Here is a 21,878-nt window from a genome sequence, read left to right as displayed (position 1 = left end):
GGAGCGCTGGGAAGCAAGGGGCCTGGGAGCGTTACGACTTGGAGGCACCGGCGGTCAGGCCGGTGACCAGGTGGCGCTGCACCAGGTAGAAGAAGGCCGCGGAGGGGATCGCGATCAGCACGGCGGTGGCGGCCATCAGGTTCCACTGGGCGTCGTGCTCGCTGACGAAGCTCTGCAGGCCGACGGCCAGCGTGTACTTGTCCGAGCTGAGCATGAAGGTGGAGGCGAACGGCACCTCGGCCCAGTAGGTGAGGAAGGAGTAGAACGCGGCCACCGCCAGGCCGGGGCGGGCGAGCGGCAGCACCAGCCGCCAGAAGGTGCCGAACGGGCTGAGCCCGTCGACCCGGCCGGCCTCGTCGATCTCCACCGGGATGGTGTCGAAGTAGCCCTTCATCAGCCAGGCGCAGTACGGCACGGTGGTGGTGGAGTAGACCAGGATCAGCCCGGCGTAGCTGTCCAGCAGGTCGAGCGCGGAGAGCATGGTGTACATCGGCACGATCAGCACCGCGATCGGGAACATCTGGGTGACCAGCAGCGACCACATCAGCGGCTTGTGCCCGGGGAACTTCATCCGGGACACGGCGTACCCGGCGGTGGCGGCGAGCAGCACGCCGAACACCGTGGTCACCCCGGCGACCAGCAGGGAGTTGCCGAACCAGGTGAAGAAGTCGGTGTCGCCCAGCACCTTCTGGTAGTTCGACAGCGTGATCTTGCCGAAGATGTCACCGGGGTGGAGGTAGTCGTTCTTGTCCGGCCCGAGCGAGACGAAGAGGATCCACGCGATCGGGAACAGCGCGATCAGGCTGGCGACGATCAGGACGCCGTGGGACAGCGCCTTGGACAGCGGGCTGCTCTCGCCGCGCGGCCGGAACTTCGCCGGGCGGGCGGCCGGGGCCGCGGCCGCCGCGGGGGCGGGGCGTTCGGTGGTGGTGCTCATCGGGTTACCTGCCTTCGTGGGTCAACTGGGTCCGGGGCCTGGGGGGGACGAGCCCCTAGCCGTTGGCCTGCTCGTTGCGGGCGAGCCAGCGCCGGTAGAAGGCGGTGAAGACGATCAGGATGGACAGCAGGATCACGCCGTACGCGGCGGACCCGGCGTAGTCCCGGGGGATCTGGCCGAAGCCCAGGCGGTAGGCCCAGGTGACCAGCAGCTGGGCGTCCGGGGCGCCGTTGCCGAACAGCAGGAAGATGACGTTGAACTGGTTGAACGTCCAGATCACGCCGAGCAGCACGACGGTCGAGGACACGGAGCGCAGCCCGGGCAGGGTGATGTGGCGGAACTGCTGCCATCGGGTGGCGCCGTCCATCTCGGCGGCCTCGTACAGCTCGGCCGGGATCGACTGGAGGCCGCCGAGCAGCGAGATCATCATGAACGGCACGCCGGCCCAGGTGTTGACCAGGATCGCGGCCGCCTTCTGCGCCCACGGGTCGGTGAGCCAGCCGGGCTCGGGCAGGTGCAGCGTGGAGAGCACGGTGTTGACGACGCCGCCGTCGGAGAGCATCAGCCGCCAGGAGAAGACGGTGACGAAGGTCGGCACGGCCCACGGGAGGATCAGCAGCATCCGGTAGGCCGCGCGTCCGCGCAGCTTCTTGTTGAGCAGCACGGCCAGCCCGAGGCCGAGGGTGTAGTGCAGGCTGACGCAGACGGCCGTCCAGGCGATGGTCCACACGAAGTGGGACCAGAAGCGGTCGTACGAGCCGGGGCCCCAGAGGATGTCGGCGTAGTTGTGGAAGCCGACGTACTGGTAGCTGGCCGGGATCTCGTTGACGCCGATCTTGCGGGCGACGTTGAGGCTGTTGGCGTCCGTGAGGGTGAGCCAGACGCCTTCGACGAGCGGGTAGAACACCAGCACCGCGAGCACCAGCACCACCGGTGCGATCATCGCGTAGGCGTACCAGTGCTTGGCGTAGGAGCGCTTGAGGCGCTCCAGCGGACCCGGACGCTGATCGCGCTCCCGGCTGCCCTTGCCGGTGGCGCCCTGCACGGCGACTGACATCGTTTGCACCTTCTCGGGGGTTCTCGGGGAGGCCGGCGGCTCGGGGGAACCGACGGCCTCGGGGAGCCGACGGCCCGGCCCGCCGGGGTCGGCGGGCCGGGCTGCGGGGACTACTTGGCGAAGCCCGGCAGGAGCTTGGCGTAGTCCGTGGCCACGGTGTTCAGTGCGTCCTGGGTGCCGGTGCCCTGGACGGCCTTGCCGAGGTTGGTGCCGAGCGAGTCGAACAGCGAGCTGTACTCGGGCAGTTCGGGGCGCGGCTTGGCGCTGCCGAGGATGGCCTGGAAGCCGGCGATGCCCGGGTCGGCCTTGACGTCGGCGGTGTAGGCGTCGGCGCGGGTCGGCAGGGTGGAGTTCTTCTGCGCGATGAAGGCCTGGCTCTCGGCCGAGGTCATGAAGGCGGCGAACTTCTCCGCGGCGGCCTTGTGGGCCTTGTCGGCACCGGCGTAGACGGCGATGTTGTGGCCGCCGGTGGGGGCGCCGGCCTTGCCGCTGGAGCCGGCCGGGACGGCGGCGATGCCGAGGTTCTTCTTGTCGGCGAACGCGGAGCCCTTGTAGATGTTGGTGATCTCCCAGGGGCCCTGGATGATCGCCGCGACCTTGCCGCTGTTGAAGGCGTCCATCATGTGGGCGTAGGCGTCGGTGGTGACGTCGGCCTTGGCGGTGCCGGGCGAGGTGAACATCGACTTGTAGGTCTCGATGCCCTTGACGGCCTCGGGCGAGGTGACGGTGATCTTCTTGGCGGCGGCGTCGACGGCGTCGGTGCCCTCGCCGAACAGGAACGGCATCGCGTAGTAGCCGTCCGCGGCCTTCATCCAGAAGCCGTCGACGCCCGCCTTGTCCTTGACGGCGGCAGCGTCGGTCTTGAGCTCGTCCCAGGTCTTGGGGGCTTCGGTGATGCCGGCCTTGGCGAAGAGGTCCTTGTTGTAGAGCAGGCCGAGGGTGTCGGTGACCAGCGGGACGCCGTACAGCTTGCCCCCGTAGCTGGCCTGCTGGATCAGGCTGGGCTGGAAGGCGGAGGTGTCGGCGGCGGCCGGGGTGCCGTCCAGCGGCTCCAGGAAGCCGGCCTTGGCGAAGGCGGCGGTCCAGCCGACCTCGGAGCGGAACACGTCGGGCGCGCCCTTGGCCCCCATGGCGGTCTGCAGCTTGTTCTGCGCCTGGTCGAACGGCACGTTGACGAAGTTGACCTTGATGTTCGGGTTGGCCGCCTCGAACTTCTTGGCCAGTTCCTGGTAGTTCGGAGCCTCGTTGGTGGCGTTCGACGTGTCCCAGTAGGTGAGGGTGACCGGGCCGTCGGCCTTCCCGTCGGAGCCGGAGCCGCCACTGCTGCCACAGGCAGCCATCGAGACCGCGAGGGCCACAACGAGGGCAGAGGCCGCGATGCCACGCCGCATGAGAACTCCTAGGAGGGTGGGGGTGCCCGAGATGTTCGGAGACAGGCGCATAATGGCTGCCTCGTGCCGACCGCACCGTTGCTGCCGTCGGGCTCGGGAAGGAAGTTAACAGCGGGGCAAGATCGACGGAAAGGTCTTGCAGCAAGTTTCTGCAAGAAGCCGCGATCGTTACATCCGCGTGTCCTGGACGTGGCCGCACGGTAGTGGACGGCGCGGCGCGATGTCCGCATCCGTCCGCTTCGTCCCAGCCCGGGTGACCGGTGCAGCCACCCTCCGTGGCCGGAAACCGCTTGCAGCAGACTGGACGCATGCGCATCAGAGCCGTCGAGAAGGACGAACTGCCCCTGCTGACCGAGCTGGAGCGGGCCGCCGGAGCCCCGTTCGCGGAGATCGGGATGCCGGAGATCGCCGCGGACGAGCCCCCCGCCCCGGAGGAACTGGCCGCCTACCTGGAACACGGCACCGCCCTGGCCGCCGAGGCCCCCGACGGGACGATCGTCGGCTACCTGCTGGCCGAACCGGTGGACGGCGCGCTGCACGTCGAACAGGTCTCGGTCCACCCCGGCCACGCCCGCCGGGGCATCGGACGGGCCCTGATCGAGCACCTCGCCGAGGACACCGACGCCCCCGCGCTCACCCTGACCACCTTCGCGGACGTCCCCTGGAACGCCCCGTACTACGCCCGCTGCGGCTTCCGCCCGCTCGGCGAGGACGAGCTCACCCCGGGCCTGCGCCGGATCCGCCGACTGGAGGCCGAGCACGGCCTCGACCGCTGGCCCCGGCTCTGCATGCGCCGGGACCTCGACGGGCCCCGGCCGACCCCGGCCGACCCCGGCCCCGCCCGGGCCGTCCGCTAGTTGACCCCGAGCCGCAGCACGGTGGTCGAGCGGAACTCCTCCCCCGGCCGCAGCACGGTGCTCGGGAACGCCGGGTGGTGCGGGGAGTCCGGGAAGTGCTGGGTCTCCAGCGCGATCCCGGCGAACGGCCCGTACGGCACCCCGCGCGCGCCGGTGACCGCGCCCTGGAACTTGTTCGCGGTGTAGACCTGGACGCCCGGCTCGGTGGTGAGCACCTCCAGGGTGCGGCCGCTGACCGGGTCCTCCAGCAGCGCCGCCCGCGCCGGGCCGCCGTCCGCCGGTCGGGCGCGCAGCACCCAGTTGTGGTCGTAGCCGCCCGGACCGGCCAGCTGCGGGTGCTCGTCGTGCACCGACTTGCCGATCGGGGTGGCCACAGTGAAGTCGAAGGGCGTCCCGGCCACCGGCTCGGTCCGCCCGTACGGGATCTGCCGCTCGTCGGCCGGGGTGTACTCGTCGGCGTCCAGGGTGAGCAGGTGGCCCAGGACGTCGCCGCCGCCCTCACCCGCAAGGTTGAAGTACGCGTGGTTGGTCAGGTTGACGACCGTCGGCCTGGTGGTGACGGCGCGGTAGTCGATCACCAGCTCGCCGCCCTCGCCCGGGGTGTGCGACAGGGTGTACGTGACGGTCACGTCCAGCGCGCCCGGGAAGCCCTGGTCGCCGTCCGGGCTGTGCAGCCGCAGCCGCACCCCGCCGTCGACCGGCTCGGCCGCCCACATCCGCTGGGCGAAGCCGTCCGGCCCGCCGTGGATGGTGACCCCGCCGCCGGTCGGGGCCAGCGGGTGGTCCTCGCCGTCGACGGTGACGACGGAGCCGTCGATCCGGTTGGCGTACCGGCCCACCACCGTGCCGTAGTGGCGGGCCGGGCCGAGGATCTGCGCCAGCTCGTCGGTGGAGAGCAGCAGTTGGGCCGGGCGGCCGGCCCGGTCCGGGGCGGTGAGGGTGTGCAGGGTGGCGCCGAGGTTGAGCACGCTCGCCTCGTACGGGCCGGAGGTCAGCGTCCAGCGCTGGATCGCCGCGCCCGCGCCCGAGCGGTCGAGGGGTTCGCGGCGCACACTGGTGGCCTCGCTCGCCATGGCCTGCTCCTCACTGGCGACGGCGCTGCCGCCTCCGCCCGGTGTCCCGATCCGTCCGGGGGGCGTCGCAGCGGCCCCCCGTGGTGCCCGTCAGCCTAGCGAGGGCGGCCCCGGCGGGGGCGCTCCCACGCCACCGCGCGCCGCCCGGACGCCACCGGCCGCCGGGCACCGTACGCCGGACGCGCGCCGCCCGGACGCCCCCTGCCCCCCGCTAGCCGCCCCGCTACTCCCCCGGCTCCTGACCCGGCTCCTGGCCCGGCTCCGGCCGCAGCCCGAGCGCCGAGGCCAGCCCGTCCGGCCCGGTGCCCGCCTTGCGGTAGACCGCCGCCAGCCGCCGGTTGACCAGGCTCAGGTGCACCCCGAGCCGCTCCGCGATCCGCTGCGGCGGCACGCCCTTGACGGCCAGGTCGGCGACGTCCCGCTCCGGCCCGCTGAGCGCCTCCAGCGTCTCCTGGAAGTCGTGCACCCCCAGCCGGTTGGGCCGCAGGCCGTAGTTGGCCAGCTCCCGCCGGGCCCGGTCGACCAGCCGCTCCGCCGAGCAGTGCTGGGCCAGTTCGATGCCCTGGTACAGGTACTCCTGGGCGTCCTCCAGCCGCCCGACCCGGCGCTGCGCCGCGCCGAGCTCGACCAGCGCGACGGCGTGCTCGTACCCGGCCGGGGACTGCCCGAGGTGCTCCACGGCCTGCTCCAGCAGCTCCACCGCCTGCTGGCCGTCCGCGATCCGGGCCTGCAACCGCAGCGCGCTGCCGATCGCCGAGGCGGTGCCGAACCTGCGGGCGTCGTCGACGGCCTTCTGGGCGTACTCGCGGGCACGCTCCGGCTCGTCGGCCGAGATCGCGATGGCCAGGTGCCCGGCCCAGGGCGCCCAGACGGTGTTGCGCCAGCCGCGCACCTCCAGCTGCGACCTGGCCTCGGTGAGCGCGGCGGCCGCACCGGCGTGCCGCTTCTTGGCGACCAGCAGCTTGCCGTACAGCGAGGCCGCGTCCGGCAGCACCATGGCCGTCGCGTGGTACGGCGGGTGGAAGCCGAACTCGTTGGCCAGCTCCCAGGCCTCGTCGACCCGGCCGCGGGCGATCAGGGTGTCCACCAGCACGCCGACGGCGTCCCAGGCCAGCGGCAGCTTGGCACCGATCCGCTCGGAGATCCGGTAGGCCCGGCGCAGGAAGTCCTCGGCCTCGGCGAGCAGTCCGCGGCGGAACCGGGCCAGCCCCATCAGGAAGTACGCGAAGCCCCGGTGGGCGCCGCTCCAACCGGCCAGCTCGAACTGGATGATGGCGTCCGCGGCCAGCCGCTCGGCCTGGGCGATCCGGTCGTTGTAGATGTACGTGAGGCAGAGCATCGAGGGCAGTTCGAAGCCCCAGGTGGTGTCCGTCCAGCCGAGGCCCTTGGGCAGCCGGCCGCCGTCCAGGACCTCGTCGGCGAGCGCGAGCGCGTCGGTGGAGGGTTCGCCGCGCAGGGTGAGGTCCCAGGCGCGCATCACCAGCACGGCCCGGTCGGCGGCCTCCCGGCCGGCCAGGTTGAGGTAGAGCTGCTCCAGCCGACGGGAGCGTTCGGGCCCGTTCTCCTCGGCCTTGCGGAAGGCGTGCCACATGAACGAGGCCGCCTGGAGCCGCTGGCGCCGGACCGGGTCGGTGGTCTGCTCCGCCTCCTCCTGGCAGACCAGGGCGGCCTGGCCCAGCTCACCGCTGTGGGCGAGCACCTCGGAGAGCCGGAAGGTGGCGTCCACCCGCAGTTCGGGGCGCAGCGGCCCCTCGTCGGGGTCGAGGGCGAGCCTGAGCTGGTTGACGGTGGCGCCGGGGTCGGTGAGCAGCGCGGAGCAGCCGAGTTCGTACAGCACCTCGGCCTTGATGTCGTCGGCGGGCGGCTCGTTGAGCGCCCGGTGCAGGCAGCGCTGGGCGGCTTCGGGGGCGCCGATCAGCTGGTGCTCGACGGCGGCGCGGCGCAGCTTCTTGACGATCCGGTCGTCGCCCTCGCCGGAGTGGGTCTCGACCAGGTGGCGGGAGGCGGCGAGCAGGCCGAGTCCGGCGTTCTCGATCTCGACGGCGGCGATGCCGTGCATGCCGAGGCGGGTGGCCTCCGGCATGGTGTTGTAGATCGAGCTGGCGATCAGCGGGTGGACGAACTCGAGGTTGCCGTTGGGGGCCTGGGTGAGCACGCGCTGCTTGCGCAGTTGCTTGATGGACTCGCGGGCGCCCTCGCCGCTCTGGGTGGAGATCCGGGTGACCAGGTCGATCCGGATGTCGGTGCCGAGCATGGCGCAGGCCCAGGCGAAGCGCAGGGTGGCGGGGCCTAGCCGGTCCAGCCAGCTCTTGAGGGTCATCCCGGTGGCGTCGACGGCGAGTTCGCGCAGTTGCCGGGAGTTCTCCTCGACGGGTTCGAGCTCTTGGTCGCGGACCTGGTCGAGCAGGGCGACGGCCTCGAAGGGGTTGCCGTTGACGACGTTCCAGAACTCGTAGCAGAAGGCGTCCTCGGCCCGGTCGCCGAGTTCGGCGCGGATCATGTCGGAGACGGAGTTCAGGGTGAGCCGGCTGAGTTCGTGCTTGCGGCTCGCCAGGCCCAGGACGCCGCGGCGCAGTTCGTGGGTCTCGCCGAACCAGTCGTTCTCGTCCTCGCGGAAGGCGAACACCAGCAGGACGGGCAGTTCGCCGGAGCGGACGGCGAACTTGGCGAGCCAGGAGAGGGATTCGGCGTCCGCCCAGTGCAGGTCGTCGACGATCATCACCATCGGTGCGCGGCGCGGTGCGAGCTGGGTGAGGACGTAGTCGAGGCCGTCGCGGACGCCCTGGGGGTCGAGGCGGCGGGCGCCGGCCTTGGGCTGCTTGAGGCCCATGGCCGGTCCGACGACCTCCTCCCAGGTGCCCATGACCTGGCTGAACTCGTCGGCCTCCAGCCGGGTCAGGACGGGCTGGAGGAGCTGGCGGAGCACGTGGTAGGGCTCCTTGAACTGCCGTTCGCCGCCGCGGGCGAAGAGCACGGTGGCGCCCTCGCGCAGGCTGGCGATCCGTCGGACCTCGTGCAGCAGGCTGGTCTTGCCGATGCCGGGGCGGCCGGAGAAGGCGAGGAGTTCGCCGATCTCGGTGCCGCCGGCGGCGAACTCCCGGCAGAGCCGGTCGACGGCCGCTTCCACGGAGCGCAGTTCGGTGTCGCGGTCGCGCAGCCTGACCCGGGGCGCGGGGCCGTCCTCGTCCCGTTCGGAACCGGTTCCCGTCCGAAGTTCGTTGCCCTGATCGGTCACCGTCACGCCTCCGCCTCACCCGCTCGCGGCTCCGCCCCGCCACGCGCGGGGAGCCGGCCCGTCACTACTGTTCGTGGAGCCGAGGTTAGCGCCGTGTAGGGCTCGCTGTGCGGCATTCGCGCAGGCTGGGGCGGACGGCGAGGGTTCGGACGGCTTGCCAAGGGCAATTGCCCTATATCCCTAACGTCCGATCATTACATCAGATACCCTACGGCCCGCGAGGCGCGGATGATCTTGCGCAACCACCCTCACCCCCCGCGCCCCGCCGCGTCAACTCCCCCCACACTCAGTGCTCGAACCACAAGCGCCCCCACCCACCGCTGCACCGGGAGTCCGATGTCTGACGACACCTCACTTCAGATCCCGTTCCCGCACCGCCGCAGTCCGCACGGCCCGTACGCCACCGCGGTGCACCGCGACTGGCTGGTCCGCCACCCGCTGCTCCCCGACGCCGACCACCCGGGCTACGCCCACTGGGAGGTGGTCGACCTCGCCGCGCTCGGCTACCCGGACGCCGGACCGGAGGAACTCGCCCTGGCGGCCGACCTGATGGGGTTCTACTTCCTCTTCGACGACCAGTTCGACGGCCCGCTCGGCCGCCGGCCGGCCGAGGTCGCCCCGATCTGCGAACGGCTGATCGCCGTCCTGCACGGCGCCCGCCCCGACCAGCGCTCCCCGGTCGAGACCGCCTTCGCCGACCTGTGGAGCCGCAGCGTGCGCGGCATGCCCGCCCGCTGGCAGGCCCGCGCCGCCTACAACTGGGAGTACTACTTCGCCAGTCACCCGGCCGAGGCGGCCGGCCGGATCTCCGCGCGCCCGCCCGACCGGGACGGCTACCTCGAACTCAGACGGGGAACCGCGGCGATGGAGACCATCTTCGACATGGTCGAACGACTCGGCCAGTTCGAGGTCCCCGCCTCCGTGCTGCACCACCCGGTCCTGCGTCAACTCCGCCAGCTGGCGGCCGACATACCGTCGCTCTCCAACGACGTGCGCTCGTTCCCGCTGGAGGCCCCGCGCGGCGACGTGAACAACCTGGTCATGATCGTCCAGCGCGAGCGCCACTGCTCGGCCGAGGAGGCCTGCGCCGCGGTGATGGCGGAGGCCCAGCTGATGGTCGAGCGCTGCGCCGAGCTGCACGGCCGACTGCCGGACGTGTACCGGGAGTTGGGCCTGTCCCGGATCGAGAGCGCGATCGCCCAGCGGTACGCCGACGGGCTGCTCACCTGGCTGGCCGGCTACCTGAGCTGGGAAGCCCGCACCGGCCGGTACCACGCGGTCTGACCCACCCCGGCCCGACGCCGTCCGGCTCCGCCCGGGCCCGTCCGAGGCGCGCCCGGGACCGCGCGCCGTCGGACGCGCCCCGCGCGCCCGGCCCGGAACGTCCGGAACCCCCACCGTCCGTACGAGCCGGTCGTACGGACCGTAGCCGCGCCGCGCGCCCGGCGGTTATCGTGCTCGTCGGCGGGCGCCCCGGCGGGGCGCCGGCCCGACTGCGTGTCCGCACCCTCCGCCGGACAGCCCCCGACCGGGCGGCGGTCCGGCGTGCCGTCCCCGGCCCGCTCGGCGCCGGGGCGCCCGACGTCGCGAGGAGACACAGAGCATGACGGTCTACCAGCCCCCCGGTGCGCCCGGCAGCATCGTCGCCTACCGCTCCCGGTACGACCACTGGATCGGCGGCGGTTGGACGCCCCCGGCGCGCGGCGAGTACTTCGACAACCCGACCCCGGTCACCGGCGAGGTCTTCACCGAGGTCGCCCGCGGCACCGCGGCGGACATCGAGGCCGCCCTGGACGCGGCCCACGCCGCCGCCCCGGCCTGGGGCCGCACCTCCCCGGCCGAGCGCGCCCGGGTGCTGCTGCGGATGGCCGACCGGATGGAGGCCAACCTGGAGCAGCTGGCGGTCGCGGAGAGCTGGGAGAACGGCAAGCCGGTCCGCGAGACGCTGGCCGCCGACCTCCCGCTCGCCGTCGACCACCTGCGCTACTTCGCCGGCGCGCTGCGGGCCCAGGAGGGCAGCCTCTCCCAGCTGGACGAGGACACCGTGGCGTACCACTTCCACGAGCCGCTCGGCGTGGTCGGCCAGATCATCCCGTGGAACTTCCCGATCCTGATGGCGGTCTGGAAGTTCGCCCCGGCGCTCGCGGCCGGCAACGCCGTGGTGCTCAAGCCGGCCGAGCAGACCCCGGCCTCGGTGCTGCTGCTCGCCGAGCTGACCGCCGACCTGGTGCCGCCGGGCGTGCTCAACATCGTCACCGGCTTCGGCGAGGAGGCCGGCGCCCCGCTGGCCGCCAGCCCCCGGGTCCGCAAGCTCGCCTTCACCGGCGAGACCAGCACCGGCCGGCTGATCGCCCGCGCCGCCGCGGACAACCTGATCCCGGCGACCCTGGAGCTCGGCGGCAAGAGCCCCAACCTGTTCTTCGCGGACGTCGCCGCCGACGACGACGCGTTCTACGACAAGGCCGTCGAGGGCTTCGCGATGTTCGCCCTCAACCAGGGCGAGGTCTGCACCTGCCCCAGCCGCGCGCTGATCGAGACCCCGGTCTACGAGCGGCTGCTCGGCGACGGCCTGGCCCGGGTGCGCGCCATGCGCCAGGGCAACCCGCTCGACACCGCGACCCAGGTCGGCGCGCAGGCCAGTACCGAGCAGTTGAAGAAGATCCTCTCCTACTTCGAGATCGGCCAGGCGGAGGGCGCCAAGGTCCTGGTCGGCGGCGAACGCGCCGAGCTCGGCGGCGCGCTGGCCGGCGGGTACTACGTGACGCCGACGGTCTTCGAGGGCGTCAACAGCATGCGGGTCTTCCAGGAGGAGATCTTCGGCCCGGTGGTCTCGGTCACCCGCTTCGACGGCTTCGACCAGGGGGTCTCGCTCGCCAACGACACCCAGTACGGGCTGGGCGCGGGCGTGTGGACCCGCAACATCAACACCGCCCACCGGGCCGGGCGCGCCATCCAGGCGGGCCGGGTCTGGACGAACTGCTACCACGCCTACCCGGCCCACGCGGCCTTCGGCGGCTACAAGAACTCCGGCATCGGGCGGGAGACCCACAAGGCACTGCTGGAGCACTACCAGCAGACCAAGAACCTGCTGGTCAGCTACTCCCCCGACGCGGTCGGCTTCTTCTAGACGAGAGTGGAGCGGGAGGCCCGACCGCCGGGCCTCCCGCTCCACCGCCACTCCCCGCGGCGGACTCACCGGGCAAATCGCCTGTTTCGGGATCTAAGCACATGAATCCAGTGATTTTGCCGACGCGCCGCCGACATGCCCGGACGGCCCGCGCGAACGCCCTAAACAAGGACTCCCGTTCCTCTTCCCTTCGGGAGTCCTCGATGACGATCGCCCCCAGCAAGCTCTCCGACCCCGCCGTCCGCGCCTTCGTGACCGCGGTCAACGCCGGCGACCGCGACGCCTTCCTGGCCACGCTCACCCCCGGCGCGACCATGTCCGACGACGGCTCCGACCGCGACCTGGCCGACTGGACCGAGCGCGAGATCTTCTCCTCGCGCGGCCGGATGGACGTCCAGACCGAGTCCGGCCACGGCCACGCCCTGGTCGCCAACTTCACCAACGACACCTGGGGCGAGATGCGCACCGCCTGGCGCTTCACCGTCGACGGCGGGAAGATCAGCCGCTTCGAGACCGGCCAGGCGTAGGGATCGGCAGGGCTCAGGACAGCCCCAGGCACCCCCGCACCGCGCGGATCAGGTTGCGCGAGCGCACGTCCCCGGTGACGCCCGGCTGCATCCCGTTGGTGACGTACCCGAAGCCGAGCCCGAGCTCAGGGTCGGCGAAGCCCAGCGAGCCGCCCCGGCCCGGGTGGCCGAAGCTCGCCGGGGAGGCCATCGGCGCGGTCGGGCCGTGCCGCCAGAAGCCCAGGCCGAAGGTCGAGTTGACGATCAGCACCCGGTCCGGGCCGTTCACCACCGGCCCGACCGCACGGGCCAGCACCTCCGGGCCGAACAGCGGGGGCAGCAGCGCGCCGGAGCCGTCCGGGCGGTCGGCCGCGCCGATCAGCGCCGCGTAGAACCGGGCCACCGAACGGGCCGTGCCGATGCCGTTCGCGCCGGGGATCTCGGCGGCCTGCACCACCGGGTCGTTCATGTCCACCCCGGGCAGCACCGAGGCGAAGGCCCGGGCGGTCAGCGAGGCCGGGTCCTGGTAGGCGTCCCGGACGGACTGCTTGGGCCGCAGCCGCAGCCCGCTCGGGCCGGTCCGGGCCGCCTCCGGGGCGGGCAGGTCGACCAGCTTGCCGACCCGGGGCGCGGCACCGGCCGGCAGCCCGATCCACAGGTCCAGCCCGAACGGCCGGGCGATCTCCTCGGCGAAGTACTGGCCGACGGTCCGGCCGCCCGCCCGCCGCACCACCTCGCCGACCAGCCAGCCGAAGGTGTACGGGTGGTAGCCGTGCGCCGTCCCGGGCTCCCAGGCGGGCTCCTGCGCGGCCACCGCGTCGACGGCGCGCTCCCAGGTCAGCACGTCGTCCAGGCTCAGCGGCACGTCCAGCGCCGGCACCCCGGCCCGGTGCGACAGCAGCCAGCGCACCGGCACCGCGCCCTTGCCGGCCGCCTTGAACTCCGGCCAGTACGAGGACACCGGCGCGTCCAGGTCGAGCAGGCCCCGCTCGGCCAGCAGCAGCGCGGTGGCCGCGGTCAGCCCCTTGGTCACCGAGCGCAGCACCTGGGCGGTGTCCGCCGTCCACGGCACCGCGGGCGCGGGCCGGCCGCCGACCTCGGGCCGGGCGTCGCCGCCCCACAGGTCGACCACCTTGCGGCCGCGCAGGTACAGCGCGAAGGCCGCGCCCAGTTCGCCGCACTCGGCGAAGTTCCGCGCGAAGGCCTCCCGTACCGGCTCGAACCCCTCGGCCGTCTCGCCCCAGATCTCCACCACCGCGCGCCGTCCTCAGCCCGTTCGTCGACGTTCGAATACCTCGGTCCCGCGTTCGAAGCGGGCCCGGAAACCCTAACCTGTCGTTCATGACCAACCCTGCCGAAGAGCTGCTGGACATCGTCGACGAGAACGACCGGGTGATCGGGACGGCGCTGCGGGGGGAGGTGTACCGCCAGGGGCTGACCCACCGCTGCGTCTTCATCATGGTCCGCGACCCGGCCGGGCGGATCTTCGTCCACCGGCGTACGGACACCAAGCTGTTCTCCCCCGGCGCGTACGACATGTGGGTCGGCGGCGTGGTCGGCTCCGGCGAGAGCTACGCCGACGCGGCCGTCCGGGAGGCCGAGGAGGAGCTCGGCGTCCGGGGCATCGCCCCGCGTCCGCTCTTCAAGTTCCTGTTCCGGGAGCCCGACGGCGGCAAGCTCTCCTGGTGGTGCGACATGTACGAGGCGGAGTGGGACGGCCCGGTCGCCCCGCAGGAGTCCGAGGTCGCCTGGCACGCCTGGCTCACCCCGGCCGAGCTCGCCGAACGCCTCGCCCGCGACACCTTCGTCGTCGACGGCCTGGAGGCCTACCGCCGCTACCTGGAGCTCAAGGTCGGGTAGCCGGCCGGCCGGGCCGGCGAGCGCGGGACAGGCCGCATGGGCCCGCGGACGGCCGCCGGATAGGCTGCGCGCATGGCCTCCCGTACGCCGTCGCCGACGGCCGACCGCGCAGCACGGACCGCCGCCGCCCCCGACCGGGGGGCCGCGGGCGAGCGGCCGCGCCGGCGGCTGAGCGTGGACGAGCGGCGGGAACAGCTGATCGCCGTGGCCCTGGAGCTGTTCAGCCGGCGCCCGCCGGAGGAGGTGTCGATCGACGACATCGCCGCCGCCGCGGGCGCCTCCCGGCCGCTGGTGTACCACTACTTCCCGGGCAAGCAGGCGCTGTACGAGGCCTCGCTGCGGCGCGCCGGGCGGGAGCTCTCGGCGCGTTTCGAGGAGCCGATGGAGGGGCCGCTGTCGGAGCGGCTGTTCCGGGTGATGGGCCGCTACCTGGACTTCGTGCAGAGCCACGGGCCCGGCTTCGCCGCGCTGCTGCGCGGCGGCTCGGTGGCGGCCAGCCCCGGCACCTCGGCGGTGATCGACGAGGTCCGCCGGGCGGCGCACGACCAGATCCTCGCCCACCTGGCCGTCCCGGCGCCGAGTCCCGGGCTGCGGCTGACCGTCCGGGCCTGGATCGCCAACGCGGAGATCACCTCGCTGGAGTGGCTGGCCGAGCGGTCCGTACCGCTGGAGGAGCTGCAGCTGCACCTGGTCCAGGAGTTCGTCGCCTCGCTCACCCTCACCGCCGCCCGGGAGCCCGCGCTGGCCGCCGAGCTGGCCTCCTTCTTCGCCGACGAGCGGCCCGAGGGGCCGTCCGGGCGGCTGGTCCAGGACCTCGTCGGGCTGTTCGCCGTCCCCGGCATCCTCGACGCGCTCACCGCGCTGGCCGCTCCGACGGCCGGTTCGGCACCTGTCCCGGCGCCCGCCCCGACGGCCGCGGCGCCCGTGGACGAACCGTCCGCGCAGGCCACGGAAGGGTCCGCCGACGCCTCCCCGGCGTGATCATCGGGTGATCCTGCGGTTCGGTGCCGACGGTGGGCTCTGATAGGAATGGGCGGGGACCTGACGACCCGCCGCCCAGGCGGTTCCGGTCCCACCCGAACCACCGATCGCAGACGGAGCAGAGCGGGGGGCTCACCAGTTGACCCAGGACGTCCAGTTCAGTGCGGAGGCCAACCCCTTCGCGGCAGCCGAGCAGGTCAGCGCGACCCTCGGCACGCTCACCGACGCCCTCTTCGACGAGCACACCTCGCGCCACCCGGCCGCCGCGCTCAGCACCCCGAAGCCGGCCGAACACCCCGCCGCCGAGGCCCTGTTCGGCCTGCCGCTGGCACCCAACGGCCCGGTGCACGAGGCCCTCGACCGGCTCGGCACGGTACTCACCGCCGGAACGGCCCGGCCCGGCAGCGGCGCCCGGGTCGCTGACCGGGTGACGACCGCACTGCACCACCGCTACGGCGGCGGCGCGGTGCGCGGCGCCATCGCCGACCGGGGCACCACCTCGGCCGCGCTGTTCCAGCTGCCGGTCACCGGCGAGTTCGCCGACGCCAAGCTGCGCCCGCCGTTCGCCCCGGCCCTGGCCGCGCTGGCGGCCGGTCAGCAGACCCGGCAGCCGGTCGAACTGGCCACCGGCGCGGGCGCCGAGGTCCGACTGGTCGTCCCGCCGGGCTTCCACCCGCTGACCTCCCCCGGCGGGCCCGCCGGGGTCACCGCCCGGGCCGTGCCCGCCGCCCCGGCGGACACCGCCGACGGCACCGACGGCACCGACGGCACCGACCGGGCCACCCTCGCGGCGGCCGCCGAACTCACCGGGCACCTGGCCGAGGTCGCCGAGGAGCTGTTCAGCGCCACCGGGCCGGAGCCGCGCCGCGACTTCGCGGTGATCACCGCGACCCTGACCGACCTGCTCCACGACGCGGGCGTCCGCTACGCGGGCGTGTGCGCGCTGGAGGTGGACGGGCGCGCCTCCGAGGCCACCCTGGTCGTCTCGCTCGCCCGGCACCCGCTGCCGATCACCGAGCTCGCCACCGAACTGGCCACCGTACGGCGGCACGCCGAGGTCTGGACGGTGCTGCTGCCCGCCGGGCCGGCCGCCGTCCTGGTCGAGGGCCGGACCGTGCCGGTGCCCGGGGCGCTGGCCGCCGACGGGCAGCGCCGCTGGGTGGTCACCTCGGCCGTCCAGGCCTTCGTACCGCTGCCGGACCGCGGGACGGTGCTGTGCGCCCAGCTGTCCACGGCCCGGCCGGAGGACTGGGAGCTGTACACCGAGGCGTTCGCGGAGCTGTTGAAGAGCATCCAGTTCGGCTGGGACGGCGAGTCGCTCCGGACCCCGGCCGCGCCCGCGCCGGAGGCCCCGCCCGTCGCTCCGCCCGTCCCGGTGCCCTCGCCCGCCGCCCCGGCGGCGGACCAGGAGGAGAAGCCGGTACACCTGCGCGGCACCCCGGTGCGCATCCCGCCCGCCGACTTCAACCCCTTCGCCCCGGTCGCGGAGGAGCCCGCGGCGACCGCCCCCGCGGCGGACGCGGCGGCTCCGGCCCCGCGCAAGGGCACCCCGGTGATGATCCCGCCGCCGGACTTCGACCCCTTCGGCATCTCCGGCACCACCCCCACCACGGAAGGACCGGCCGCGCCGCCCGCCGGGGGCGCCCAGGCACCGGACCCGTTCGGCACCACGATCGCCGCCGAGCCGAAGCCCGACCCGTTCGGCACCACCGTCGCCGCCCAGGGCCCCGCCGTCCCTCCGCCGCCCTCGACCCCGCCGCTGATCCCGGCCCGGCCCGCCCCGGCGGCGACACCGACGGCGGCCCCCGCGACGGACGCCGCGGCCGCTCCGGCCCCGCGCAAGGGCACCCCGGTGATGATCCCGCCGCCGGACTTCGACCCCTTCGGCATCTCCGGCACCACCCCCACCACGGACGGACCGGAGGCCGAAGCCGACACCGCGGACGACGCCGCGCCGGAGCACCGGCCGTTCGGCTGACCGACGACGGCCGGGGGCCTTTCCGGTGCGGTTCACCGCCTCAAAAAGCCGCCGGCCGTCAGCCGCTCCCCCGCACCGCGATCAGCGCCTCCACCCCGTCCAGCATCCGCGCCAGCCCGAACTCGAACAGCGCGTCCAGGCCCATGTCGATCTCCGGCCCCCGGTTCAGCGCGTCGAACATCGGGAACCGCTCCGGGTCCGTCATCAGCAGGTCGTGGTCCCGGTCGTCCAGCCGGTCCATCCACTCGTCCGCGGACATCCCGCTGTCCTGCTCGGCCTGCGCCTCCCGCTCGAAGTGGACCGCCAGCCCGCAGGTGAAGGCCGCCAGGCTGACCGAGGCCTGGGCCATCTCCGCCAGGCTCAGCCCCGTCCCCGCCAGCGCCGCCAGCGACCGCTCGGTGTGCAGCGCCGCGTCGGGCGCCAGCACCGGGCGGGTGAAGGACATGGTGGAGGCCAGCCACGGGTGGCGCCGGTAGATCCGCCACTGCAGGCGTGCGATCTCGTCCAGGCCCGTCCGCCAGTCCGGCGCCGGTGCCCCGGGCAGCGGCTGTTCGCCGAAGGCCTTGTCCAGCATCAGCCGCAACAGCTCGTCCTTGCCGGGCACATGGCGGTAGAGCGACATGGTCGCCACGCCCAGCTCGGTCGCGATCCGACGCATCGACAGCGCCGCGAGCCCCTCGGCGTCGGCCACCTGCACCGCCACCGCGACGATCCGCTCCCGGCCGAGCTCCCGCTCGCCGCCCTTCGCCCGCCGCCGCCCGCCCGTCGGCGCCGGGGTCGCGACCGGCGCCACGGCAGGAGCGGCGGCAGGACCCGCGGCCGGAGCCGGACTCCCGGCGGGCGCAGCCGGCGGAGCCGCCGGCCGGGCCGCCACCACCGTCCCCACCCCGGGGACGGCCCGCACCAGGCCCTCCTCGCGCAGGCGGTTCAGCACCTTGGTCGCGGTGGCCATCGCCACGCCCCACTCCTGCACGATCCGCCGCGTCGAGGGCACCCGGGCGCCCGGCCGCAACTCCCCCACCGCGATCCGACGTCGGAGCTCGGCCGTGATCCGCTCCGAGGGCGACCCGCTCTCCACCACACCACCACCCGCTCGACCCGACACGCCCTCGCGTCGCGGCCGCCCACGCTAGCAGCGCCGGCCGCCGACCGTACGGTCCCGACCGGCCTGCGCGGCGCCCGGGTTCAGCCGGCCCGGCGCGCCAGGTGCACCACGTCCGGCACGCCCCGGCTCACCGGGACCTCCTCGGTCACGACGTCCGAGAACCCGGCGGCCCGCAGCGCCTCCTCGAAGTCCGTCGAGGGCTGGGCGCTCCACACCGCCAGCACCCCGCCGGGCCGCAGCCGGTGCCACAGCACCGCGAGCCCGTCCGCCCCGTAGAGCCCGGCGTTGGAGTCGGTGACGGTCCAGTCCGGCCCGTTGTCGATGTCCAGGCACAGCGCGTCGTAGCGCTCGCCGTCGGCGGCGGCCAGGTACTCCAGCAGGTCGGTGTGGATCACCGAGACCCGCGCGTCGTCCAGCGCGCCGTCGGAGAAGCCGCCGAGCGGGCCGGAGCGGTGCCAGTCGATGATCGCGCTCTCCCGCTCGACGACGGCGATCCGCCCCCAGCGCGGTTCGGCGGCCGCGTACGCGAGGGAGAAGCCGACCCCGAGTCCGCCGATCAGCACCGACGGCGCGGCCGGACCGGCGCCGGTGCGGTCCAGTTCGTCCAAGGCCGCCTGGATCAGCAGCCGTTCGGAGCGCCCGTCCGCGGTGTCCATCAGGAAGCAGCCGTTGGCGATGATCTCGTAGTGCCGGCCGCGCTGCCGCAGCACCACCTCGCCGTACGGGCCCTCCCGCCGGTCGAGCGTGACGACGGCCTCGTGGGCGTCCCGTTCGGGCAGTGCGGTGGTCATGCTTTCTCCTCGGCGGACTCGGCGGCGTGCTTCGCCCCGTGGGGGGCGATCCCCGCCCGACGATAACCGAGTCCCGCCCACCGGACCGAGTGATCGAACCGGGCCGGTGGGCGGCGGGACACGCGTACGACTGCCGCGCCCGCACCGCCCAGGTCGCCCAGGTCGCTCAGGTCGCTCAGGTCGTGAGCAGCACCCCCGCGTACGACACCCCCGCGACCACCACCCAGGACCCGAGCCCGAGCAGCGCGATCCGCCCACCGGTCTTCGCCATGGTCGGCAGGTGCACCGCACTGCCGAGCCCGAACAGCGCGGCGGCCAGCAGCAGTTCCTGCGCGTCCCCGGCCAGGGTGAGGGCCCGCTCGGGCAGCACCCCGGTGGTCCGCAGCACGATCATCGCCAGGAAGCCCGCCACAAACAGCGGCACGATCGGCGGCCGACGGCCGGCCTTCGCCGCACCGTCCGCACCGTCCGAGCCGTCCGCGCCCGCCCGGCGCGCGGCGCGCGCGTTGCGCCGTACCGTCACGGCCACGCCCGCGACCAGCGGCGCCAGCAGCACCACCCGCATCAGCTTGACCAGCACGGCCTCGCGCAGCGCGCCGGGGCCACCGGTCTGCGCGGTGGCGACCACCTGCCCGACGTCGTGCACGCTCGCCCCGACCCAGCGCCCGAACTCGATCTCGCCGAGCCCCAACGGGTGCTGCAGCAAGGGCAGTACGGCGATCGCCAGGGTTCCGCACAGGGTGACCAGCGCGACCGAGGAGGCGACGTCCTCCTCCTCGCTGCCCGCGGCCTGGCTGACCGCGCCGATCGCCGAGGCCCCGCAGATCGAGTACCCGGTGGCGACCAGCAGCGGCTGGTCGCCGGGCAGCCCGAGCCGCAGGCCCAGCCAGAGCGTGCCGGCGAAGGTGGCGGCGACCACGGTGAGCACCATCGCGACGGTGGCCCAGCCGAGGCCGAGCACGTCGTCCAGGCTGAGCTTGAGTCCGAGCAGCACGATCCCGAGCCGCATCAGCCGCTTCCCGGCCGTCGACAGCCCGGACCGGGCGACCCCGCGGACCACCGGGCGCAGCCCGGGCAGGTGGGCCGCCGCCATGCCGAGCACGACGGCGGCGGTGAGCTTGGGCACGGCGGGAACGGCCGCGTGGACGGCGATCGCGGCGGCCACCCCTACCGCCGCGAGCAGCAGACCGGGGGCGTCCCCGCCGAGCGGGGGGAGCGAGCGGGTACGGGTGGCCCGCTCGCGGAGGGTGAGTGCCACGCCGCCGCTCACCGCTCCTGGTCGGCGGGGAGCTGGTACACCCGCCGGATGCTGGTGCCGAGCCGGGAGACGTCCGCGCCGTACACGTGGATGGAGATGGCGGTGGTGCCGCAGGCGTTGCGCACCAGGTGGATGTCGCCGGGCGGGGCGAAGGCGGCGACCGTCCCGGCCGGGCCGGCCACGTGCTCGGTCTCGACCAGGCGGGAGGTGCGCCCGTCGGAGATCAGCCGGTAGCGGGTCTCGCTCTCCTGGCCCCGGTGGACGCCGGCCACGCACCAGGAGACGTGGTCGTGGATCGGGGTCTGCTGGCCGGGCAGCCAGACCAGGGCGACGACGGAGAAGCTGCCGTCGGCCTCGGCGTGCACGACGTGCTGGCGGTAGCGCTGCGGGTCGCCCTCGCACTGGGCGGGGGTGAGCAGCGCGTCGGGGCCGTCGGGGGCGGCGAGCAGGTGGGGGGCGAGGCGTTCGCCGACCAGGTACGCGGTGAGTTCGGGGGGCAGTCCGCGGTCCACGACGGCGCGGATCTCGCCGACCAGTGCGGTCATCCGCTCGGTGAGCCGGTCGCTGCCGACCGTGGCTGGGGGTGTCATGCCAGCAGGTTCGGGCCACCCGACCTATCACGTCCAACGAGGTTTTCTAAGCATCACCCCTACTCATGCTTATGGATTACCCCTGGCCCGCCGGCGCCCGCGGCGCCCGCGGCGCCCGGTCAGCAGCCGACCCGGCTCGCCGCCGCCTGCCGCAGGTGGTCCAGCACCAGTCCGGTGGCCGGGATCCGCCGGTGCTCGCGCAGCACGTACGCGCTCACCTGCCGCCGCAGGTGCGGCTCGACAGCCCGCCCGGTGACCTTGCGGTGGCACATGAAGGAGAGCACCAGCGCGGGCATCAGCGCGATCCCCACCCCGGCGGCGACCAGGCTCTGCACCGCCAGGTTGTCGTCGGTGGAGAACACGATGTCGGGCGCGAAGCCCTCCTCCGCGCAGACGTGCAGCAGGTTGGCCCGGCAGCGCGGGCAGCCGGCGATCCAGCGCTCGCCGTCGAGGTCGGCCAGCCGGACGGCGTGCCGGCGGCCGAGCGGGTGCCCGACCGGCAGCAGCACCGTGAGCAGGTCCTCCATCAGCGGGATCTCGTCCAGTCCGTCCGGCAGCTCGGTGGCCTGGCCGGGGTAGCGGAAGGCCAGCGCGATGTCGCACTCCCCGCGCAGCAGCCGCTGGACGGAGTCCGGCGGCTCGGCCTCCAGCAGCTCGACCCGGACGCCGGGGTGCTCGGCGAGCAGCCGGGCCATCGCCTCGGGTATCAGGGTGGCGTTGGCGCTGGGGAACGCGCAGACCCGGACCCGCCCGGCGCGCAGCCGGGCGAGCGCGGCGAGTTGCTGCTGGGCCGCGGAGAGGCTGCCGAGGATCAGCTCGGCGTGCCGGGAGAGCGCCTCGCCGGCCTCGGTGAGCCGCAGGCCGCGCCCGGCGCGGGTGAACAGCGGGACGCCGACGGTGCGTTCGAGCGCCTTCATCTGCTGGGTGATCGCGGGCTGGGTGTAGCCGAGTTCCCGGGCCGCGGCCGAGTAGGAACCGGCCCGGACGACTTCGTGGAACGTCCTGATGTGCCGCGAGTCGAACACCGGCTCCATGGCCCCTCCGCCCGGTCGTCTGCCGCCTGCCTCCGCAATCATAAGAGGAATTTGGAGGTCCAGGCCTCGACCCCTTCGGCACCTATGGTTCAGTCCCG

The 21,878-nt window shown here is 73.8% G+C and carries 18 protein-coding genes; 7 read left to right on the top strand and 11 right to left on the bottom strand.

The genetic code is table 11. The features are described from left to right. Positions 1–31: 31 nt before the first annotated feature. From ACFY2K_RS29505 to ACFY2K_RS29495, 3 genes are all read right to left on the bottom strand, one after another. Positions 32–937 (bottom strand): sugar ABC transporter permease, encoded by a 906-nt coding sequence (locus ACFY2K_RS29505; protein WP_380644161.1) that lies wholly within the window; start codon positions 935–937, stop codon positions 32–34. A 55-nt stretch (positions 938–992) separates the two neighbouring features. Further along, positions 993–1,994 carry a carbohydrate ABC transporter permease gene (locus ACFY2K_RS29500; protein WP_375895918.1) on the bottom strand — a complete coding sequence of 334 codons (1,002 nt, stop codon included), beginning with the start codon at positions 1,992–1,994 and terminating at the stop codon, positions 993–995. A gap of 110 nt (positions 1,995–2,104) precedes the next feature. Further along, positions 2,105–3,385: an extracellular solute-binding protein gene (locus ACFY2K_RS29495; RefSeq protein WP_387715463.1), complete on the bottom strand. Its 1,281-nt coding sequence runs from the start codon at positions 3,383–3,385 to the stop codon at positions 2,105–2,107. Positions 3,386–3,693: 308 nt separating this feature from the next. On the opposite strand from ACFY2K_RS29495, the gene ACFY2K_RS29490 reads away from it, so the two are divergent. Continuing rightward, positions 3,694–4,242, top strand: a complete 549-nt coding sequence (locus tag ACFY2K_RS29490) for a GNAT family N-acetyltransferase (RefSeq protein WP_380522636.1) — start codon at positions 3,694–3,696, stop codon at positions 4,240–4,242. On the opposite strand, the gene ACFY2K_RS29485 is transcribed toward ACFY2K_RS29490, so the two are convergent. Together ACFY2K_RS29485 and ACFY2K_RS29480 are read right to left on the bottom strand one after the other, a co-directional pair. After that, positions 4,239–5,315 carry an aldose epimerase family protein gene (locus ACFY2K_RS29485; RefSeq protein WP_380400420.1) on the bottom strand — a complete coding sequence of 359 codons (1,077 nt, stop codon included), beginning with the start codon at positions 5,313–5,315 and terminating at the stop codon, positions 4,239–4,241. The genes ACFY2K_RS29490 and ACFY2K_RS29485 overlap by 4 nt on opposite strands. 223 nt (positions 5,316–5,538) lie before the next feature. Continuing rightward, positions 5,539–8,556 carry an ATP-binding protein gene (locus ACFY2K_RS29480; RefSeq protein WP_387715459.1) on the bottom strand — a complete coding sequence of 1,006 codons (3,018 nt, stop codon included), beginning with the start codon at positions 8,554–8,556 and terminating at the stop codon, positions 5,539–5,541. A 330-nt stretch (positions 8,557–8,886) separates the two neighbouring features. Here ACFY2K_RS29480 and ACFY2K_RS29475 point away from each other — a divergent pair, with 330 nt between their 5' ends. From ACFY2K_RS29475 to ACFY2K_RS29465, 3 genes are all read left to right on the top strand, one after another. After that, positions 8,887–9,834: a terpene cyclase gene (locus ACFY2K_RS29475; protein ID WP_375895905.1), complete on the top strand. Its 948-nt coding sequence runs from the start codon at positions 8,887–8,889 to the stop codon at positions 9,832–9,834. 319 nt (positions 9,835–10,153) lie between these two features. Then, the gene (locus tag ACFY2K_RS29470; protein ID WP_380522633.1) at positions 10,154–11,677 is read left to right on the top strand and encodes an aldehyde dehydrogenase family protein; all 1,524 of its coding nucleotides are present in this window, start codon (positions 10,154–10,156) and stop codon (positions 11,675–11,677) included. Positions 11,678–11,880: 203 nt separating this feature from the next. Beyond that, positions 11,881–12,204, top strand: coding sequence for a nuclear transport factor 2 family protein (locus ACFY2K_RS29465; protein ID WP_375897323.1), 324 nt, complete (start codon positions 11,881–11,883; stop codon positions 12,202–12,204). 13 nt (positions 12,205–12,217) lie between these two features. On the opposite strand, the gene ACFY2K_RS29460 is transcribed toward ACFY2K_RS29465, so the two are convergent. Then, positions 12,218–13,438: a serine hydrolase domain-containing protein gene (locus ACFY2K_RS29460; protein WP_380522632.1), complete on the bottom strand. Its 1,221-nt coding sequence runs from the start codon at positions 13,436–13,438 to the stop codon at positions 12,218–12,220. Positions 13,439–13,524: 86 nt separating this feature from the next. On the opposite strand from ACFY2K_RS29460, the gene ACFY2K_RS29455 reads away from it, so the two are divergent. From ACFY2K_RS29455 to ACFY2K_RS29445, 3 genes are all read left to right on the top strand, one after another. Further along, complete coding sequence (locus tag ACFY2K_RS29455; protein ID WP_387715454.1) at positions 13,525–14,043, top strand: NUDIX hydrolase; 519 nt, start codon at positions 13,525–13,527, stop codon at positions 14,041–14,043. 72 nt (positions 14,044–14,115) lie between these two features. Further along, on the top strand, positions 14,116–15,024 hold the full coding sequence (locus ACFY2K_RS29450) for a TetR/AcrR family transcriptional regulator (protein ID WP_375897317.1): 909 nt from the start codon (positions 14,116–14,118) through the stop codon (positions 15,022–15,024). 139 nt (positions 15,025–15,163) lie between these two features. Continuing rightward, positions 15,164–17,002 (top strand): hypothetical protein, encoded by a 1,839-nt coding sequence (locus ACFY2K_RS29445; protein ID WP_387715451.1) that lies wholly within the window; start codon positions 15,164–15,166, stop codon positions 17,000–17,002. Between the two features lie 58 nt (positions 17,003–17,060). Here the strand turns inward: ACFY2K_RS29445 and ACFY2K_RS29440 are convergent, their stop codons facing one another. From ACFY2K_RS29440 to ACFY2K_RS29420, 5 genes are all read right to left on the bottom strand, one after another. Then, positions 17,061–18,080 carry a TetR/AcrR family transcriptional regulator C-terminal domain-containing protein gene (locus tag ACFY2K_RS29440; protein WP_387715448.1) on the bottom strand — a complete coding sequence of 340 codons (1,020 nt, stop codon included), beginning with the start codon at positions 18,078–18,080 and terminating at the stop codon, positions 17,061–17,063. 107 nt (positions 18,081–18,187) lie between these two features. Next, positions 18,188–18,898, bottom strand: coding sequence for a spermidine synthase (locus tag ACFY2K_RS29435; RefSeq protein WP_375885298.1), 711 nt, complete (start codon positions 18,896–18,898; stop codon positions 18,188–18,190). 175 nt (positions 18,899–19,073) lie between these two features. Further along, positions 19,074–20,156 (bottom strand): YeiH family protein, encoded by a 1,083-nt coding sequence (locus ACFY2K_RS29430; RefSeq protein ID WP_387715445.1) that lies wholly within the window; start codon positions 20,154–20,156, stop codon positions 19,074–19,076. Between the two features lie 8 nt (positions 20,157–20,164). Continuing rightward, positions 20,165–20,746: a cysteine dioxygenase gene (locus ACFY2K_RS29425; protein ID WP_380522627.1), complete on the bottom strand. Its 582-nt coding sequence runs from the start codon at positions 20,744–20,746 to the stop codon at positions 20,165–20,167. Between the two features lie 119 nt (positions 20,747–20,865). Continuing rightward, positions 20,866–21,771, bottom strand: a complete 906-nt coding sequence (locus ACFY2K_RS29420) for a LysR family transcriptional regulator (protein WP_360238866.1) — start codon at positions 21,769–21,771, stop codon at positions 20,866–20,868. Positions 21,772–21,878 lie beyond the last annotated feature (107 nt).

The organism is Kitasatospora sp. NPDC001309, assembly GCF_042896295.1.
GTDB lineage: Bacteria > Actinomycetota > Actinomycetes > Streptomycetales > Streptomycetaceae > Kitasatospora.
Note: the sequence above shows the minus strand (reverse complement) of the source record. Positions and strands in the feature narration are given on the sequence as shown.

What these genes read in the sequence shown, in the direction of transcription:
- ACFY2K_RS29505 (WP_380644161.1), bottom strand. Translation starts at nt 937, where the DNA reads ATGAGCACCACCACCGAACGCCCCGCCCCCGCGGCGGCCGCGGCCCCG.
- ACFY2K_RS29500 (WP_375895918.1), bottom strand. Translation starts at nt 1,994, where the DNA reads ATGTCAGTCGCCGTGCAGGGCGCCACCGGCAAGGGCAGCCGGGAGCGC.
- ACFY2K_RS29495 (WP_387715463.1), bottom strand. Translation starts at nt 3,385, where the DNA reads ATGCGGCGTGGCATCGCGGCCTCTGCCCTCGTTGTGGCCCTCGCGGTC.
- ACFY2K_RS29490 (WP_380522636.1), top strand. Translation starts at nt 3,694, where the DNA reads ATGCGCATCAGAGCCGTCGAGAAGGACGAACTGCCCCTGCTGACCGAG.
- ACFY2K_RS29485 (WP_380400420.1), bottom strand. Translation starts at nt 5,315, where the DNA reads ATGGCGAGCGAGGCCACCAGTGTGCGCCGCGAACCCCTCGACCGCTCG.
- ACFY2K_RS29475 (WP_375895905.1), top strand. Translation starts at nt 8,887, where the DNA reads ATGTCTGACGACACCTCACTTCAGATCCCGTTCCCGCACCGCCGCAGT.
- ACFY2K_RS29470 (WP_380522633.1), top strand. Translation starts at nt 10,154, where the DNA reads ATGACGGTCTACCAGCCCCCCGGTGCGCCCGGCAGCATCGTCGCCTAC.
- ACFY2K_RS29465 (WP_375897323.1), top strand. Translation starts at nt 11,881, where the DNA reads ATGACGATCGCCCCCAGCAAGCTCTCCGACCCCGCCGTCCGCGCCTTC.
- ACFY2K_RS29455 (WP_387715454.1), top strand. Translation starts at nt 13,525, where the DNA reads ATGACCAACCCTGCCGAAGAGCTGCTGGACATCGTCGACGAGAACGAC.
- ACFY2K_RS29450 (WP_375897317.1), top strand. Translation starts at nt 14,116, where the DNA reads ATGGCCTCCCGTACGCCGTCGCCGACGGCCGACCGCGCAGCACGGACC.
- ACFY2K_RS29435 (WP_375885298.1), bottom strand. Translation starts at nt 18,898, where the DNA reads ATGACCACCGCACTGCCCGAACGGGACGCCCACGAGGCCGTCGTCACG.
- ACFY2K_RS29425 (WP_380522627.1), bottom strand. Translation starts at nt 20,746, where the DNA reads ATGACACCCCCAGCCACGGTCGGCAGCGACCGGCTCACCGAGCGGATG.